The sequence below is a fragment of the Luteolibacter sp. Populi genome, assembly GCF_040801775.1.
In the GTDB taxonomy this organism is placed as follows: domain Bacteria; phylum Verrucomicrobiota; class Verrucomicrobiia; order Verrucomicrobiales; family Akkermansiaceae; genus Haloferula.
In genome coordinates, this window is the sequence record NZ_CP161812.1 from 4932352 (window position 1) to 4949776 (window position 17425).

Annotated in this window: 16 protein-coding genes; 7 read left to right on the forward strand and 9 right to left on the reverse strand. The window is 64.6% G+C overall.

Translation table 11 applies throughout. From position 1 onward, the window contains the following. Positions 1-120: 120 nt before the first annotated feature. Entirely contained in the window at positions 121-456 is a 336-nt protein-coding gene (locus ABWK72_RS20025; RefSeq protein WP_367871351.1) for a DUF1330 domain-containing protein, read from the reverse strand. 324 nt (positions 457-780) lie between these two features. On the opposite strand from ABWK72_RS20025, the gene ABWK72_RS20030 reads away from it, so the two are divergent. Beyond that, the gene (locus ABWK72_RS20030; protein WP_367871352.1) at positions 781-1155 is read left to right on the forward strand and encodes a hypothetical protein; all 375 of its coding nucleotides are present in this window, start codon (positions 781-783) and stop codon (positions 1153-1155) included. Positions 1156-1321: 166 nt separating this feature from the next. Continuing rightward, positions 1322-1873, forward strand: a complete 552-nt coding sequence (locus ABWK72_RS20035; protein WP_367871353.1) for a hypothetical protein — start codon at positions 1322-1324, stop codon at positions 1871-1873. Between the two features lie 208 nt (positions 1874-2081). Here ABWK72_RS20035 and def read toward each other — a convergent pair whose 3' ends face one another. The 6 genes from def to rsmA all read right to left on the reverse strand — a co-directional run bounded on the left by def (position 2082) and on the right by rsmA (position 6997). Beyond that, positions 2082-2630 (reverse strand): peptide deformylase, encoded by a 549-nt coding sequence (gene def, locus ABWK72_RS20040; RefSeq protein ID WP_367871354.1) that lies wholly within the window; start codon positions 2628-2630, stop codon positions 2082-2084. Further along, complete coding sequence (locus tag ABWK72_RS20045) at positions 2627-3067, reverse strand: ExbD/TolR family protein (RefSeq protein ID WP_367871355.1); 441 nt, start codon at positions 3065-3067, stop codon at positions 2627-2629. The genes def and ABWK72_RS20045 overlap by 4 nt, the downstream gene beginning before the upstream one ends. Beyond that, the gene (locus ABWK72_RS20050) at positions 3064-3789 is read right to left on the reverse strand and encodes a MotA/TolQ/ExbB proton channel family protein (protein ID WP_367871356.1); all 726 of its coding nucleotides are present in this window, start codon (positions 3787-3789) and stop codon (positions 3064-3066) included. The genes ABWK72_RS20045 and ABWK72_RS20050 overlap by 4 nt, the downstream gene beginning before the upstream one ends. 5 nt (positions 3790-3794) lie before the next feature. Next, on the reverse strand, positions 3795-5036 hold the full coding sequence (locus tag ABWK72_RS20055; protein ID WP_367871357.1) for a hypothetical protein: 1242 nt from the start codon (positions 5034-5036) through the stop codon (positions 3795-3797). 66 nt (positions 5037-5102) lie between these two features. Further along, positions 5103-5468, reverse strand: coding sequence for a type II secretion system protein (locus ABWK72_RS20060; protein WP_367871358.1), 366 nt, complete (start codon positions 5466-5468; stop codon positions 5103-5105). Between the two features lie 197 nt (positions 5469-5665). Next, positions 5666-6997, reverse strand: a complete 1332-nt coding sequence (rsmA, locus tag ABWK72_RS20065) for a 16S rRNA (adenine(1518)-N(6)/adenine(1519)-N(6))-dimethyltransferase RsmA (protein WP_367871359.1) — start codon at positions 6995-6997, stop codon at positions 5666-5668. Between the two features lie 531 nt (positions 6998-7528). Between rsmA and ABWK72_RS20070 the strand changes: the two genes are divergently transcribed. From ABWK72_RS20070 to ABWK72_RS20080, 3 genes are all read left to right on the forward strand, one after another. Next, positions 7529-9196 carry a SurA N-terminal domain-containing protein gene (locus ABWK72_RS20070; RefSeq protein WP_367871360.1) on the forward strand — a complete coding sequence of 556 codons (1668 nt, stop codon included), beginning with the start codon at positions 7529-7531 and terminating at the stop codon, positions 9194-9196. A gap of 6 nt (positions 9197-9202) precedes the next feature. Beyond that, positions 9203-9544 carry a tetratricopeptide repeat protein gene (locus ABWK72_RS20075; RefSeq protein ID WP_367871361.1) on the forward strand — a complete coding sequence of 114 codons (342 nt, stop codon included), beginning with the start codon at positions 9203-9205 and terminating at the stop codon, positions 9542-9544. Between the two features lie 116 nt (positions 9545-9660). Continuing rightward, positions 9661-11253 (forward strand): class I tRNA ligase family protein, encoded by a 1593-nt coding sequence (locus ABWK72_RS20080; RefSeq protein ID WP_367871362.1) that lies wholly within the window; start codon positions 9661-9663, stop codon positions 11251-11253. An 80-nt stretch (positions 11254-11333) separates the two neighbouring features. Here ABWK72_RS20080 and ABWK72_RS20085 read toward each other — a convergent pair whose 3' ends face one another. After that, positions 11334-11858, reverse strand: coding sequence for a hypothetical protein (locus ABWK72_RS20085; RefSeq protein WP_367871363.1), 525 nt, complete (start codon positions 11856-11858; stop codon positions 11334-11336). A gap of 181 nt (positions 11859-12039) precedes the next feature. On the opposite strand from ABWK72_RS20085, the gene ABWK72_RS20090 reads away from it, so the two are divergent. Both ABWK72_RS20090 and ABWK72_RS20095 read left to right on the forward strand, forming a co-directional pair. Continuing rightward, the gene (locus tag ABWK72_RS20090; protein WP_367871364.1) at positions 12040-12978 is read left to right on the forward strand and encodes an IS481 family transposase; all 939 of its coding nucleotides are present in this window, start codon (positions 12040-12042) and stop codon (positions 12976-12978) included. Continuing rightward, positions 12975-13208, forward strand: coding sequence for a hypothetical protein (locus tag ABWK72_RS20095; RefSeq protein WP_367871365.1), 234 nt, complete (start codon positions 12975-12977; stop codon positions 13206-13208). The genes ABWK72_RS20090 and ABWK72_RS20095 overlap by 4 nt, the downstream gene beginning before the upstream one ends. A gap of 181 nt (positions 13209-13389) precedes the next feature. On the opposite strand, the gene ABWK72_RS20100 is transcribed toward ABWK72_RS20095, so the two are convergent. Continuing rightward, the gene (locus ABWK72_RS20100) at positions 13390-17334 is read right to left on the reverse strand and encodes a hypothetical protein (RefSeq protein ID WP_367871366.1); all 3945 of its coding nucleotides are present in this window, start codon (positions 17332-17334) and stop codon (positions 13390-13392) included. Positions 17335-17425 lie beyond the last annotated feature (91 nt).

A 17425-nucleotide genomic window follows, 5' to 3' on the forward strand; every position in this document is an offset into this window, starting at 1 on the left:
GAGCCTCAAGCGAAGAGGAGCGGCGCTACCACTTTCGTAGACCCCGCTCGTTGGGGAGCCACATCCCCTGTCATCCCGCTCACTCGCCGCGGTCACCTTCTGTATCCCCGGCCCCAAGGCTCATCCCAAGCCGATGGATTCCAGGAAATGGACTGCCCGGTAGTCCGCATCCACGCCTTCCACAAGGATGGCACTGCCGTCGGAGTTCCGGGTCCGCAGCGGCAGGATCGCCTGGTACGCCGGCGAATGATACCATCCCCGGGCCTGCTCCAGATCGGGAAACTCGATCAGGACCAGATGCCCTGGCCATTCGCCGTCCATGACCTCGGGGGTCTTCCCGTGGGTGAGGAAGCGGCCATTGAAAGGCGGCAAGGTCGCATCCACTTTGCGGAGATACCCAACGATGTCTTCTCCCATTTGGACGGAGCGGAGATGGGCGGCGGCGTATGCTGGCATAATATACGACCTTATGCAGGCCAGCCGAGCTGTCCACGATGCTGACAGACTTCCCCGCCCGTCCTCCGGTGCCGGCAGATCCGCGGCGCGGCTCCACCTGCTACCCGCGTCTTCCGAGCGCCGGAGCTGCGTCGGAAATTAGCCCGTGGTGGAGTGCAACGGAACCACCGGTCGGGGCCACAGAATCACCCAGCCCCGGAGGGCTGGCGGAAATGCGCATCTCACCTGTTGCACGCCCGTCCCAGTCTTCGGCGGCGTCTTTTTCGCCGTACCGCCTTCTCCAGCTTTCCGTGTCATGAAAAGGGCTCTCCGTCAGGTTTGCTGATGAATCAAGATACGTCTGCCCAAGAGGGCGGCGCAGCCGCTTTGGAATGCGGCGGGCATCGCCGCTTTCGTGCGCTGCAGATTGGAGATCGCCGCATTGAATTCGCCTCCACGCCGCCTCCTGTTATCCCGCTTGAGCTCCGGATCTTCCCAAAGGTGAAGGAACAGCTGGCAGGATTGCAAAAGGGGGAAACGAAGGGATGGATTCATGACGGCGTTCTACGGCACCCGCCGCAAAGGGGCACGCCGATCCACATGGAGAGATTCCTTGAAGAGCTTCAGCAAAACCTGACGGAGACCCATGAAAAGGACGCCGTCCTCGTAAGCCGGGGTACGCCGGGTCACTTCGCGGTCCGGGCAACTGCTCACCGATAACCCGGCCAATCCACCACCGCCGGAGGTGTTTGAAGCGCCGATCCGGCGCCAGTTACGCTTCCGTCACATCCGCGCCCCTCCACGCAACATGCACGATATCAACAAGTATTGATTCTAACATTAACCTTATTGACACATCTTCCCCTATCGTGCTAATAGCACGCCCATGTCTCTAACACCCATCCTGCTGGCCTCCTTGTTCGCCGTCGGTAGCGCTTCGGCAGCAGTCACCCTCACCTTCAACAAGTCGGACGCGAACACCTTGGTGATCACGGTTACCACCGCGGTCAGCTACGAGATGACCGGACCCGGAACCACCACTGTGCTTATCATCAAAGGCGCGGGCAGCGTCACGCCGATGGTCGGCTTGGGTTCATCCACCGCCGCGTTTTCAGACGACGCCAGCACGATCCCCTTGAACGGCGTTTACTTCACCGCGATTCCCGTGCAGGGGGATCTTGACCCTTTGGACCTGATGCTTACCTCTCAGACCATATTGACCTTTGGTGCCGGCGACATCTTCACTCTGTCCGCGGGAACCATTACCTTGCCCAACTACACCGCTGCTGCTCCGGCAGATGGTGAGTACGACTCCTACCTGCTGAGCCCATCCCCGCAGACCTATATCAGCACCGTCGGGCAAGCCGTTCCCGAGCCATCAGCCGCACTCCTCGCAGGACTAGCCTCGACGGCTCTTCTCCGCCGCCGCCGGGCCTGATCGCCCCGGACAGCGCATCCTCACCGCGTCGCGACTGCCATCTGCCGTCGCGACGCCCGCACAATCCCTGTCCTCGCCAGTCCCCCTCCCAGCGCCGGAGGTGCGTCGGAAATTAGCCGGTGGTGGAGTGCAAGGAAACCACCGGTTGGGACCACAACATCACCCCGCCCCGGAGGGCCGGCAGAAATGCTCACCCTGCACGCCCGGCTCACCCATCCTCCGCCAATCTCCGCAACTTCCGCCTTAAGCTGATCTTCATCGCCGGCGAAACCCGGTCAGTAAACAGCACGCCATTCAAGTGATCCGTCTCGTGCTGGATCGCCCGTGCCAGCAGGCCGTCCGTCTCGATCACCAGCACGCTTCCGTCCAACTGCGGCAGGGTCGCCTTCACCGCTGCCGGGCGATTCACCTCGGCGCGCAGATCCTGGATGCTCAGGCAGCCTTCCGTATCCCGCTCCTTGGGCGCGATGAACTCCAGCTCCGGGTTGATGAACTTCAGCGGCATGATCGAGGCCAGCGGCGCATCCTTGCCATCCACTTTCAGGAAGCTGATGCAGTCGGGATCGTGCGCGACGTCGATCACGGCAAGCCGGATCGCGACGCCCACCTGCGGGGCGGCCAGGCCCACGCCATTGGCGTCATACATCGTTTCCAGCATGTCGTCTGCCAGGATGCGGATGGCGTCATCCACTTGCTCGACACGCTTGCAGCGCTCGCGCAGGACCGGGTGACCGTATTGAACGATTTCGAGAATCATCGGGATGAACCGCCCGCTTCCTGCGGTAGGCGGATGCGGGCGGGCACGTCCTTAATCGGGATACCGGCACGGGTCAACGCGTCCCACACCGCCAGCAGCTTCTCGAGCGACAATTCCTTGTCAGCCTCCAGCTCCAGCTTCCGCCCCGGGTTCTTGTCCACATACGCCTTCAGGTAGGCTTCCAGCAGGGCGATGTCCGGCACCCGGATCTCGTCCAGTGAGATCGTGCCGAGCTTGTCCACGGACAGGATCGAGCTCGATTCCGTCACCGTGGAGGTTGGAACTTCCTTCACCGTCGGCAGTTCGATCCGCAGGACCGCGCGGGCCCGCTTCTGCTCCGTGGTGAAGATCACGAAGATCAGCACCACGAACAGGATATCGATCATCGGCATGATCATGATGCCGCGCGAGCGGCGGATGGGGCGCTCGAATTTCATGGTCGTTCAGGGACGCGGGGAAGAACGGGAGGCGGGACGACTTTCTCCGTCGTGGCGGCCCCATGGGCTGCGGGCGCATGCCCCCCCGGCGCGCCCTCGCAAATCCGGGCCACTCGTGCCAGCAGAGACTCCAGCCGCGAGACCAGCACCTCGATCCGGCGGCTGAACCAGCCATAGGCGACCACCGCCGGCACCGCCACCGCCAGACCCACGATGGTATTGTCCAGCGCCCGCCCGATGCCCCGGGCGAGCAGGGTCTGGTCAGGCGTGGGACCCAGCCCGTCGAAGATCACCACCAGACCGCTCGCCGTGCCCAGCAGGCCGAAAAGCGGCGCGACCGTGATGATCGTATCAAGGATGATCATCCCCGAATTCAACTGCACGATCTCATCCCGCGCGGAGGACTGTACCGCCTCCGTGATCTCGGCCCGTGGCTTGCCGCGATGCCGCAGCGCCACCTGGCAGAGCCGTGCCAGGGTGCTGGCACCGCTGGCGGAGGCATTCACCAGCCCGCCGGCATCCCCGGTCGCCTCCGCGCGCGTCACCTCCACCTCCAGTTCCCCCGGAATCACCGCCCCGCGGGCCAGTGACAGGATCTTGAAGACGATGGCGGCCAGCGCGACGAAGGACGTCAGCGCCAGCGCGTACATGAAGATGCCGCCTTGGTTGAAGAAGTCGCCGATGGTTTTGAAATCGAGCGCGGAGAGGACGGGAACGGGCATGGAATTCAGAACGTGAAGCTGTAAGTGATCTCGAGCGGGTCGCCATCGAGCTGTTTTTTCAACTCGGCGGGAAAGGGCGGGATCGCGGCAGTGCGGATGCTTTCCGAGGTGAAGCCCTTCTGGATATTCCCCACCCCGAATTCCTCGACGAAGGTCAGCGAGCGGACCTTGCCGCTGGGCTCCAGGACGAAGCGCACGATGATCTGGCCGGGCGTGATGTAGTCGCGGTTCCGCACGCAGGCCAACTGCCACTCCTTCTCGACCGCTCGGCTCAGCGAGGAATGGTAGCGGCCCAGCAGCGAATCCTCCACATCCAGCGCGGAGCGGCCCTGGCGGGTGATCGAGCCGCTGAGCTGGGTCTTCTGCTGGTTGCCGCGGAAGCCGGGGGTCTTGGCAGGGGCCGCGGGTTTCGGCTGCTCCTTCGCGGCGGGGTTTGCCGGGCTCTCCTGCGATTGGGCCGCACTGCGCCGGTCGGGGGCAGGCAGCTTGGGCGGATCGGGCGGGGTTTCCTCCTTCACCTGGCGATCGACTTGGTAAGGACCGGCAGCCAGTGCCTCCTTGGGCGGGGCAGGTGGTGAAGCGGGGGCCGGGGCCTTGTTCGCCGCGGTCTCGGCGGGCGGAGTCGGCTCGCCACCCTGCCCGTTCGCTGCCGTTTCCTGCGCAGGAGGAGCAGACGGCGGAGACCCTTCGGCAGCCATGCTTCCTTGCGATGGCGCGGCGGGCGGAGAAGGCTCGGCTGGCTTGGGCGCGATCTGGTCGTGGGCCAGGTCGCCTTCCTGATACTGGCTGACCGTCGTCTCGATCTCGCCTTCGTAACGGGGTGCCCGGCCCTCCTGCGCGGGCATGTCCGGGACCGGCACGACGGCGGGCGCATCGCTCGTCGCGGTGGTATTCCGGTCCCCCGTGAAAGCCGGCTTCTCCGGGCGCTCGGATTCCTGGTCCTTTGAGGTCCGGGCAAAAGGCTGGGTCGACGGCGGAAGTTTCTCCCGCGCCGGCCCGACTTCCGGCATGATCGTCGCCACCGATTCCGCGGGCGGCCGCGGCGTTGGCGGTGGAGCCGCTACAAGAAAGGCGGCATCGAAGCCCAGCGCGGCCAGGATCTCATACAGAATCGCCGCGATGACCCAGCGGAAGCTGATCCAGAAAACGAGCAGCAGGACCACCAGCACATTGATGAGCGCGGAGATGCCGAAAGACGCCGACCAAAGCCGGGCCTGCTGGCGGGAGTGCGCGTCTGCCGGTGCCATTGGAATCCGGGCGCAAGCTTCACCCGGATTCCCGACACCTGCAATCCGGGAAATCCCCGGATATCATCACCAGTCTTCGATACCCGAGGGCTGGTGCTCGCCGGTACCGGCGAGCGAGCAGTTAAAATACAGCGATCCCCGCGAGGGAATCACGTCTCCGCCCGAGGCGTAGGTCCCGTCACTGGGGCAAAGGGGCGCTCTTTCGACGAAACGGCCGGCGCCGATAACTTGGCCCTGGAGGCCGCTTACCGAAGCCCCGGGCTCGTATCCATACATGTTCGAGAAGCTCCGGACTCCTTTCTGGACCGCCTGCAGATTCATAATGCAGATCGACCGGTCGGTTCCTTTCTTCCAGGTTCGAGCGCCGATCGCGAGGATGCCGATCAGGCTCAGCATCATCAGGATAACGAGGGTTAGTTCCAGCAAGGTCATTGCCGGAAGGAGTGACTTATTGATACGGCGGGGCGTACGCATGGTAGCCATGCGCCGTAAACGACTCGCAAGTTTCATGGGAGTGGGACAGGGTGCTGAAGTGCCAGGGGGTGGCTTCTTGCGGGGAGTGCAAACAGCAAGGTAAGAATTTTAGAGAACAAGACAAGGCATTTCTAAAAACTTCTTAGCCATCGTGATCACAAACCCTTGGCGAGCTTCCAGCATTCCAAAAACCCGCTGGCGAAGTCCTCCGGCCGGGCCGCGATCCACTTGCCGAGTTCCTCGGGCTGCATCCACAGCGCGGCCTCGACCTCCGCGCACGGGAAGCGCGGGGTCCCGTCCCAGCGCACCATGAACAGCCGCACGTGCTCCCAGCCCGTCGCCGCGCAGGGGCCGATCCTTCCAATCTCGTCCGGGGCCACACCCGTGACCCCCATCTCCTCCTCCAGTTCCCGGATCGCTGCCGTGACGTAGTCCTCTCCGGAATCGAGGTGCCCGGCCACGCTCGAATCCCAGACCTCCGGGTGCACATCCTTGAAGCGCGAACGCTTCTGGAGAAGCAGCTCGCCGTGGCGGTTGATCACGAAAACGTGGACCGCGCGGTGCAGCAGCCCCTTCTCATGGACCTCGCGGCGGGTCGCCTGGCCGGTCACGGCATCAGCCTCGTCCACCACATCGAAGATCTCTTCGTCCCGCTGCGGGATATCGCGCAGCGGATGCGGATCGTAGGCGCGCGTCAGCTCGATCCACTGGCCCAGGGAGAGCTCCTCCGCCCGCGCGGTCACCGCCACCCCGATCCCGGCGGCAGCCTCCTCCCACGCCGGCGTCTCCGGCATCTGCTTGCCCATCTGCTTGCGGCGCTGGGCGAAGCCGCGGCGGATCAGCTCATCGAAACGGCGGGCATCGAAGGCCGGCAATTCCGTCCCCCGCGGCAGCAGCAGCGCCACCGAGGAGTCGATCTGCGGCCGCGGATGGAAGGCCTCCGGCGGCACCGTGCGCAGCGGCTTGACCGACCACTCGCTCTGCACCCGCAGCGTCAGCAGTCCGTATTCCTTGGTCCGCGGCCCGGCGGCCAGGCGCTCGACCACCTCCTTCTGCAGCATGATCACAGCCCGGCAGAAGGGATTCGGGCGGGACAGGAAGTTCCGCAGGATCGCCCCGCCGGAAGAATACGGCAGATTTCCCAGGAACTTGACCGGGCGGTGCTTGAAGAGCGTGCGGATGTCGAACTTCGCGCCGTCGGCATGGTGAACCTCCACGCTCGGATCCGCGGCGAAGCGCTCCGTCAGCCAGGCGGCGAGCCGGGAATCGAACTCCACCAGCACCAGCCGCCGGACTTTCCCGACGAGATGGGAGGTGAGCGCGCCGGTCCCGGGGCCGACTTCCACGACCGTGTCCGCCGCCCGGGCGTCAAGCTGCTCGGTGATCCAGCGCGCCATGTTCGGGTCGCAGAGGAAGTTCTGGCCAAGCTGGCGGCTGGGCATCACCCCGGCGGCGGTAAGGGCGTCGCGGATCTCGTGTCCTGTCACGCCGGACAGCGTCTGCCCCTGCTGCCGTCAACGGCAAGAGCGGTTTCCCGCGCGCTGACGAAAAAACTTCGAAAACATTTGAACGCCCTTTGTGCCGGCCTGTCTGAAACACTGAAAACCGCGCGCAAGTGCAGTTTTCATGTAAGGGTGAACAGCAGTTGTCAGCTCCCGTCGCAAGACGAGGGTTGGCGAACTTGGCCGTCGGGGAGTGGGTGCTCCCCGGCGGCTCTTTTTTTGCCCGGACGGCGGGGATCCTCCGGCTATTCCGATCCGTCCGATATCCAGGATTGGATATCGGACGGATCGGAATAGCCCCGGGAGATCCCCGGATTTTAGCCACGGCGGCCCGGACGCTTCTACTGTCAGCCGCAACATTTTGTTTTTCCCACCGGTGCCAAGTCGACGGGGTTCGCCCCCTGCCGCGGGGCGACCGGAGGAGGAAGCGACGCAAACCCCTGCAAATAGGGGTTGATGCCCCCCCGGTGGCTCCTTTAACTACCGCGCCCCGCGGGCACACCCCAAGCAGCGTCCATGATTGAACACCTCCGCAAGTACACCGGCCTGATCATTTTCGTGATCGCGCTACTTTTCGTCGGCCTGGCCTTCTTCGGCGACAACATGGGGTCGAGCCAAGCCAGCACGAACAATCCGGTGGTGCTCACCGTGGACGGGACCAGCTACACCGCGACCAACTACCGCAAGCTCGCGGAGGCCCCGCTGTCCCTGGCGCAGAACCAGCAGAACTTCCAGATGGCGATGCAGCTCGGCCTGTTCACCTTCGCCGGGGAGCTGGGTGCCTTCGGCGCGGAAGGCGAGCAGGGGCTGCGGCGCTTCTTCATCAACCGCCTCAACCTCCGGGCAGCCGGCAAGGAATTCGGCATCCACCCGAGCCCGGACGAGATCAAGGCCCGCGTGATGAAGGCCTTCGCCGACCAGAACGGCGCCTTCGACCAGGCTCGCTACAATGATTTCGTGGAATTGCTCCACCGCTTCGGGATGCAGGAGAAGACCGACTGGATCGATCTGGTCAGCGACATCCTGACCGCGGAGAAGATGAAGGAGATCGTCGGCAGCGGCCTGGCAGGCAACCGCCAGTTGGCCGTGGAAAGCACCGCCAATAGCGACCAGCAGGTCACCATCCAGGTCGCGCGCACCGTGCTTCCGACCTTCATGGAGCAGGTCAAGCCGACCGATGAGGAACTCAAGACCGCTTGGGAAACGACCAAGGAAAAGTACATGGTCGATCGCAAGATCAAGGTGACCTACCTGATCGCCAAGCCGAAGTACCCGGAGAAGAAGACCGAGCCGCCCAAGCTGCCGACCGCGCTGAGCGAAGACGCGAAGAAAGCCGAGGAGAAGGCCGAAGCCGAGCGGAAGGCCAAAGAGGAGGCGGAATACGCCGCGCAGAAGCGGGACGCGGATGACGAACTGCTCACCGCCCTGGATTCCATGTGGCTCTCGACCCAGAACAGCAATGGCAAGGATTTCGAAAAGCTGGGTGCCGACAACGGCTGGGAGCTGGTGAGCACGGAGCTCTTCCAGCGTGTGGCGGTGCCGCCGGCACTGGCCGTGAGCACCATCCAGAGCACCCCGACGCCGCTCGGTGACTACCTGTTCCGCCTCTCCGCCACCAGCGACCCGCTGACCAGCTTCACCGAGGCCCCGCTGCCGCTCAAGGACGGCGCTTACATTATCGCCCGCCTCGATGGTTCCGAGGAAGCGCGCCCGAAGACCTTCGAGGAAGCCAAGGAGGAGGTCCGCACCGACTACATCAAGGAGAAGGCCACCGCGGCCCTCAAGAAGGATGCCGAGGACAAGGCCACCAAGATCCGCGAGGGTCTCAAGGCTGGCAAGCCCTTCGCCGATCTCGCCAAGGAACTCGCCCTGGAGCCGAAGAGCCACGGCCCCTTCAAGAGGACCGACAAGCTTGAAGGCGAAGCCGACACCACCACCCTTTTCGAGACCGCGGCGACCGTGGACCCCGGCACGCTGGCCGACCCGGTGATCAAGCCGGACGGCGCGCTCTTCGTCTTCGTCGAGAAGCGCGAGCTGGTGAAGGATCCGGCGCGCGACGAGCGGGTCAACCAAGGCGTCGAGCGGCAGACCGACGAGATGCAGCGCTACGCCTTCCAATCTTGGCTCAGCGAGCGTCTCGACGCGACACGGATCGAAGATCCCTTCGCCAAGACCAAGCCCTGATCCGCGATGCCCGACTCCGAACGCGACCGGCTGTTTGACGATGCGAACGGCTGCCTGGCGCTCGGGGAGCTGGACGAGGCGGCGCTGCTCTACCGCCGCTGCGTGGCGCTGGATCCGGCCTTCTTCGACGGCTGGCACGCGCTCGGGATGTGCCTGCTGAAGCTCGGCCAGATCAAGGAGGCGATCGGCTGCGGCTTGCAGGCCACCACGCTGAAGCCGAACGACTTGCTGGCCTGGACCGGACTTTCGCAGATGTACGTACGGGACGGGCAGATCGGCGAGGCGGAGTCGGCGAAGGCGAATGCCAGGATCCTGTCGTTGGGCGGGCGGGTCGTGAGGGAGGAATGACGAATTCCGAATTCTCGAATGACGAATGTCTTGTGAAGGGAGGGGCGGGATTTGAGCATGGGCGCGGAGGCACCAGTCTCGTCGTTCGGAAATTCTGAATCCGTCATTTTCCCATCATGTTCTTCATTACCACCGCGATCGACTACACGAACGGGGCACCCCACTTGGGACACGCCTATGAAAAGGTATTGGCCGATGTGATCGCGCGCTACCAGCGGCTGCGCGGCGAGGAGGTCTACTTCCTGACCGGGGTGGACCAGCACGGGCAGAAGGTGCAGCAGAAGGCAGAGGAGGCCGGGATCAATCCGGCGACCTTCGCTAGCAAGACGACCAAGCTGTTCCTGAACCTGTGGAAGAAGCTTGGTCTGCAGTATGACGGCTGGGCGGAAACGACCGACGAGCGCCACAAGGCCTGCGTACAGGCGATCCTCAGCGATCTGAACGAGCGCGGCGAGTTGTACAAGAAAGGCTACAAGGGCTTCTACTCGGTGAAGCAGGAGCAATTCCTGACCGACCGGGACCGCAACGAAGCCGGCGAGTTTGGCCCGGAATGGGGTCAGGTGGAGGAGCGCGACGAGGAAAACTGGTACTTCCGTCTGAGCGCTCACGCGGAGTGGCTGAAGGGATTCGTGGAGAAGTATCCGGACTTCGTGACCCCCACGATCCGCCGCAACGAACTGCTCGGCGCCTTGGCAAACTCCAGCGAACTGGATCTGTGCATCTCGCGGCCGAAGGAGCGGCTGCGCTGGGGCATCGAGTTTCCCTTCGATACCAACTACGTGACTTATGTGTGGTTCGACGCGCTGATCAACTACATCTCCTTCGCCGGTTACCGGGCGAAGGAGGGCAGCAATCTGCCCGAGTTCGAGAAGCTATGGCCCTGCGCGGCCCATGTGATCGGCAAGGACATCCTGGTCCCGGCGCACGGGATCTACTGGCCCTGCATGCTGCACGCGATGGGCTTCGCCGATGAGGAAATGCCCAAGATTCTGGTCCACGGCTGGTGGAACCGGAAGAACGAAGAAGGCAAGGTACTGGCAATGTCCAAGACTTTTGGCAACGTGGTCGATCCCGATGCCTTGGCCGATCGGTTCGGAGCGGATGCGGTGCGCTACTACGTGGTGCGCGACATCACGACGGGCAAGGACGCGGACTTCGATGTCGAGCGTCTAATCATGCTCTACAACCAGGAACTGGCGAACGAGCTCGGCAACCTGTGCAACCGCGCGCTGAACATGACCGCGCGTTTCGCGGGCGGGATCGTGACGACCGTATCGGAAGCCGGGGAGGACGAGGTGAAGCTGCGTGCTTCCTTGGAAGCAGTGATCGGTGAATATCGCGTGGCGATGGATGCTTACGACATCGCGGAAGCCTTGAAGGCGATCAACCGCCACGTGACGCAGTGCAATGCCTATGCGGAGCGCAACAAGCCGTGGGAACTCGCGAAGGACCCGGCGCTGAAGCCGCGCCTGGATGCGGTGCTGTATCACTTGGTGGAGAGCCTCGCGCATTGCGCGGTGCTGATCTCGCCGGTGCTGCCCGATCCGGCGGCGCGGATCGCCTCGCAGTTGCGGATGGATGACCTGCTTTCCTTGAAGCTGGACGATCTGAAGTGGGGCCTGGTGGCGGACGGTCATGAGACCGGGAAGCCGAAGCCGGTGTTTCCGAAGATCGTGGTGGAGGAAGAGGAGGGAGAAGAGATTGGGTGATTGGAGCTTGGGTAATTGGGTATTGTTTTTGGCGGCGCTGCTGGCTCCTGCCGGGCGGTGCGCCGGTGCAGCCAAGGCAGCTACGCCGCCGCCCCGTGTGAATCCTTAACGTTATCGGGCCGTAAATAACTCCGGTGACGCCGCGCCGATTTCAGGAGAAAATAGCTCCAGATCCCGAGCCAAGCCAGAAGGAACAGCCAAGTGGGAATCCGGACGCCGCGATGGCGCATTATCGAATCCGCTCCCCAGAATACCCGTGGGGTCCATGAGAAACGGTCGCTTTCCGTCAGGCGGACCCTTTCATCCGTTCCGTAGTAGGACGCGTTCTCCGCGTTTCGGTCGTTCCAGCCTACGTGGATGCAGCCGCCATAGATCATCGCGGTGAATGATCCCGTTTCATCGGGCGTTCCGCCGGGAATAACGCGCTCACTCGACCAGTCGCGGAGCGAGCCACGGTGAATCGTCCGGTAGGCCGTCAGGTAGAAGAGCGAATCGATGGTGAGCCACAAGAAGAACGCCGTCACCAAGAGACCCAGCCGGAAGGTCCGGGTGGAGAGGATCCAGCGCTTCGGGAGAGGGTTTGAGGATTGAGGACGACCGGGCACGCGGGGCGTGCCGCGAGTCGATGGCGCTATCTATACGCACCGCGTGAATCGGCGGGCTGGGAGGGACCATGCTGCGGGCCGGAGGCTCTGTATAGACCGGGTACATGGTTAACAGGTGTTCGGGGACATGGTTTACACCTCCGGTGAGGAGCAAACCATGCCTTGGAAAACCTGTAAAATTATGGACCTGAGACTTGAATTCGTGGAACCGGCCTCCCGCGGGGGAGCGAACATTGCGGAGTTGTGCCGGCGCTTCGGCATCAGCCGGACGGCGGGCTACAAATGGCTGGAGCGGCACCGCAAGGGCGAAGGCCTGGAGGACGATTCGCGCACGCCGCTCAAGAGCCCCGGCAAGACTCCCGCGGCGATGGAGGAGAAGATCGTGGCCGCACGCCTCGTGCACCCGGTGTGGGGCGGCAGGAAGCTCAAGCGGTGGCTGGAGGACCGCGGGGAAAAGAATGTGCCCTCGGCGAGCACGATTACGGAAGTGCTGCGGCGGCACGGCCTTTTGTCGCAACCGGCCGGTCCCTCCGGCAAGGGCTGGGAGCGTTTCGAGCGCGAGGAACCCAACGAGCTGTGGCAGATGGACTACAAGGGCTGGTTCGAACTGGCGGCGGGCGGCCGCTGCCATGCGCTGACGATGCTCGACGACCACAGCCGCTTCAACCTGCTGCTGGAGCCCTGCGCGGGCGAGACCTACGCGGAGTTCAAGCCGCTGCTGGAAGGAGCTTTCCGGCTCTACGGGCTGCCTGCGGCGATCCTGTGCGACAACGGCAAGCCGTGGGGCGACAGCCAGGGACACTTCACCCAATGCGAGGCGTGGCTGCTGCGGCTGGGCGTGAGGGTTTACCACGGGCGTCCGCGGCACCCGCAGACCCAGGGCAAGGAGGAGCGCTTCCACCGCACCTTCCAAGCCGAAGTGCTGTCGCGCACGACGGTGTGGCGGGACCACGCGCACTGCCGGCGGGAGTTCGCGCCGTGGCGCACCCTCTACACCACGAACGGCCCCACCATTCGCTGGGCGGGGACACGCCCGCGAGCCGCTACCGGATCTCGCCGCGGGCGATGCCGGTGCAACTGCCGCAAGCCGGGGCCTGGTATGGCGGGGAAGACGTGGTGAGAAGGGTCCTGGACAAGGGGATCATCAGCTTCCGCGGCGTGTTGTGGAGCATCGGCGAGGCCTTCCGCGGGGAGGAGGTGGCGCTGCGGCAGATCGGGGAAGAAAGCTTCGAAGTTTACTACTGCTGGAAGCGGATCGGGGTGGCGGATTTCGCGCAACACCGCGCGACCGGGGAGAGCGGCTACGCGCCCCTGTCGGAGCGGCGGGTGGGCCGGCCGCCGCAGCCATGAGCCGCGCGCGCGGCTCATGGCTGCGGGCCGAAAAGTGTAACCCATGTCCCCGAACGAGTGTAACCCATGTCTCCGGCCTTTACAGCCTCCGCGGTCCCGGGGGCAGGCATGCGGCGGGGTGTTTGCGTGGGTGCGCCTTTCCAAGGACCCTCGCGGCGGACTAAAGTCCGCGCACCCGGGGTTACTCGCCGAGGGCTTTTCTGACTGCGGGTTCCTTGTCCTGCTGCCAGTCGAGGCCGAAGCTGCCAGCGGCATCGCGGGCCATTTGGTGGCCTGCGCGGGCGCTTTCCCAGAAGTCTTCGAAGGTCTGCCGCTTGCGGTCGTATTCACTGAGACCTTCGAAGGGAGGGTAGCCGGCATTCTTCCACGTGGCGCGGGATGCGAAGCGCATGCCGGCCAGTTTCGGGTCCGAGGCCGCGAGGTCGAATTGAAGTTTCAGCTCTGCCACGGTTGCGGGGTCGGCTTTGACCTCGTCCTTGAGGATGGCATAGAGGGAGGCGAAGAGTTCGTTGAGAAGGTCGGGTGCCTTGGGATCGGCGGAGGATTGGCGGACCATGCGGGAGGCCTCGCTAGCGCTGAGCTGGATCTCGGTATCGAGGGCGGGTGTGGGAGCCAGTGCCCGGAGTTGGCGCAGGCTGCGGAGGAGCATGAGGGACGATTTCATGCCCTTGGCGACCTCGTGCGCCTGGCGTGCTTCGGTGGCTGCCGCGGGGAGATTACCGAGCAAGAGATCGGTTTCCGCCAGCACCCACAGGGACTCTTGGCGGACCTCCGGATTCTTGCTTGCGGCGGCTTCTTCCAGGAACTTGCGGCCGTCGTCGTACTCGGTGCGGTTTCCGATGACCTTGGGTGAGTCCGCATCGTTCGGGTCGCTTTGGCGGAGCGAGCTGCCGATCGAGCCGCGGCCCAGCCAGTATTTGCCGACGTCGTCGCCCTCGCGGGCGGCGGTGCCGTAGGCGTCATGGAGGTCGGGATTTTTTCCGGCGTGAAGGGTGAGGACGTCGCCGACGAAGCCGTAGAGTTCGCGGCGTTGGTCGCGGCTGAACCAGTCGGGGATGTAGTCGGCCTTCAGGTGACGCCAGAGGTGTTCGGCGACGGCGGTCAATTCGGCGGGTTTGCTGGCGGTGCTTTCCAGGGAATCGACGAAGCTCATGCCATCCTTGCGGAGTTGGCCGCGGAAGTTCGCGACGTGTTTCATGAGGACGGTGATGAGACGGGTGCGGATCTCGACCGGCCAGTCTTCCGCGAGGCGGTCGGAGATGAAGGCGACGAGGGCGGCGGCATCGGGCACGCCGGATTTGGTCATTTCGGCTAGGGCTTCCCCGGCCACGCGGAGGGCTCCGGCTTCCTTCAAGCCGCCCTCTTCGAGAACCTTGAGGTCCTTGAGGACTTGTTCGCTGGAGAAGGCTTCCCGGAAGCTCTTCGCCAATTCCTGGCCCGAGGTTCCCGGCTCTAACAGGACCATCGCTTCGTTGAGCGAACCGGCGATCAGCGGGGTCAGGACCGGTGTGACCGCCCTTTGCCAAGTCTCGACATCCGGATAGAGGCGGCGCAGCTCGACGATCGCGCGCAGGGCTTCGGCGCGGGCCTTCAGGGAGTGCTCGTCGCGAGCCTGGCGGAGGGCCTCGCGGGCATCGAGATGGAGGCGGAGGCGGTCGGCATCGGCGATGCCCCAGCCCGAGAGGCCGGCGAGGGCGGGTGCGACTGGAACGGCGTGGCCGTCCTTGTCGGAATAGGTGGTGGGGAATTTGTCGGGCGCGGCGTCGTACTGCTTGGCGAGCGCGGCGCTGGTGAGCTTGGCCGCGGTCATCACGTCGTCGGGGCGGCGGCTGAATCCCTGGGAGTAGAGGTGGAGTGAGCCGAGGGCCTGCTGCCAGCTGCCGGCGCTGGTTTGCTCGGCGATTTCCTTCGAGAGATTGCGGCGCAGCCACTCTTGCTTCCACTCCGGCATATCGCGGACGGCGCTGGCACTGTCCGGGAATTTCGGCTTGGCAAGCACCAGCGCGCCGAGGCCGACGATGGCGGCTGCGGCGATCGGCACGCCGAAGCGGGTGACGCGCCGGTAGACGACGATGCGGCGTTCCAGTGCGCGGTGTTCGCGGGTGATGCTTTCGCCTTCGCCTTGGATCTCCGCGCGTAGCTTGGCCTCGAAGGCCTTGAGGTCGGTGCGCTCGCGGTCGAGCGAGTCCGAGCGCTGGCCGAGGGATTGCTGCGATGCCTGGAGGCGCTGCTGCTCGCTTTCCAAGCGCTGCTTCTCCGCGGTGACGGTGCCGAGTTCGGCGGTCATCCCGTCGAGCTTGTCGCGCAGTTCCGCGACGAGGCGTTCCTTCTCGTCCTGGAGCGAGCGCTGCTGTTCCTGCTTCGCTTGCCAATCGCGTTCCTTGGCGGCCAGGGTTTCCTCGCGCGATTGGATCTCGCGCTCCTTGTCGGCCAGATGGCTGCGTTCGAGGAAGAGCTTCGATTCGAGTTCCCCGAGGCGGCCTGAGAGCGAGTCCTCTTCGCGGACGAGGGCGCGGTTGGCGCTATCGAGCGAGAGTTCCTTGGTGCGCAGGGCGGACTCGCGTTCGTCGAGGGAACGGCCTTTGGTTTGGAGGGCTTCGATGCGGGCTTCGAGTTCCCTTTGCTCGATGACGAGGCGCTCGCTTTCCGAGATGCCGGCACCGCGCGCTTCGAGTTCCGACTGGCGGCGGGCGAGGGCTTCGCGCTGCTCCTCGAGGTCGCCGCGACTGCGTTCGAGGTCGGCCTTGAGTTCGCGGAACTCGCCGGTGCGGCTATCGAGTTGCTCGCGCTCGACGTCCAGCTTGCGGCGCTCGGCTTCGACGGTTTGGCGGCTGTTGGCGAGGTCCTTTTGCTCTTGTTCGTAGCGGCCGATGCTGGCGGCGAGGGCTTCCTTCTCGCGGGCGAGTCCGTCCTGGCTGACGCTGAGACGGTCGAGTTCGGCACGCACGCGCTGGCTCTCGCGCTCTTGCTCGGCGTGGAGGGCGGCCAGTTCGTCCTCGCGCTGGCGGAGTTCCCCGGCGCGGGCCTGGGCCTGTTCGTCGGCTTCTTTTTCGAGCCGGGCCAATTCGTCGCCACGGCGCTGGAGCTCGGCGCGCTGGCCTTCCATCTGGCGGTGCTCGGCTTGCAGGCGGTCCTCGAGAGCGCGGACGCGTTCGCCGTCCTCGCGGATCTTGCGTTGCTGGTCGAGCACCCCGGCGCGCTGCTCTTCCAGCATCGCGAGCTGCTTTTTGACCTGCTTGCCGAAGGTCTTGTAGCGCAGCAGGCCCTCGAGTTCCTCGCCCTGCTTGTCGAGGTGTTCGAGCAGCGAGCCGACCTCCTCATCGCCGACCTCCGCCTGTTCGGCGGGCAGCAGCGCGGTGATCTCCGGGCCGAAGTCGCCGAAGAGAGTCCACAGCAACTCGCGGCAGGTGCCGGTCTGCTTGGCACCGGTGAGGCAATCGCGGAGTGAGGCGGTAAACTTCTCTGAAAGCACCGGCTCCGTGAGGGGATCGCCCATCCCGCCGGTGACCAGATTGAAGACGATGCGCGCCATGCTGCGGACCAGCGGCTGGGCGGAGTCGACCGGGGTCGCGAGCGCGCGCTCGGAGAATCCGTCGCCATCGAGGGCCAGGGGGCTGAGGCGCACGGCGAGGCCGGGCCAGCGGTCCACGGTCATCGAGAAGAACTCGGATTCCCGGCGCAGGTCGCCGATCTCGGCGTAGACATCGGAGAGGGTGAAGTCGAAGCCCGGTGCTCCGCTGGTAATGAGATGGTCGACCCCGCGCGCGAGCTGGCCCGCGATCCATGCGGTTTCGTAGGGGCTGCAGGCACCCTTGCCGCGCACTACCCGCAGCAGGGGCAGGGCCTCATACCAGGTCTCGACGACCAGGAAGGTGTCGAGGTCCTCGCGGACATCGAGGACGGGCACCAGGTTCGGATGTTCGAGGCCCATCGCGAACTCGGCTCGCGAGCGCAGGCGCGCCACGACGTGCGGCTGCTTCTTGACGAAGGGCGCGAGCACGCGCACCGCCACGAGCGCGCCATCGGACACCTGTGTGCCCTTGAACACCACGCACGACTTTTTCTCTCCGGCCGCTTCGTCGATCCGGTAGCGGCCATTGGCGATCAAATCGCCGGGACGGTTCATGGATCGAGGTTTAACATCGGGAATTGCCCAATGCCAGTTCTGTTGAAGGACAGGCAGGGACCTTTCTCCGAAAGGTCAGGCTGGGGAGGGC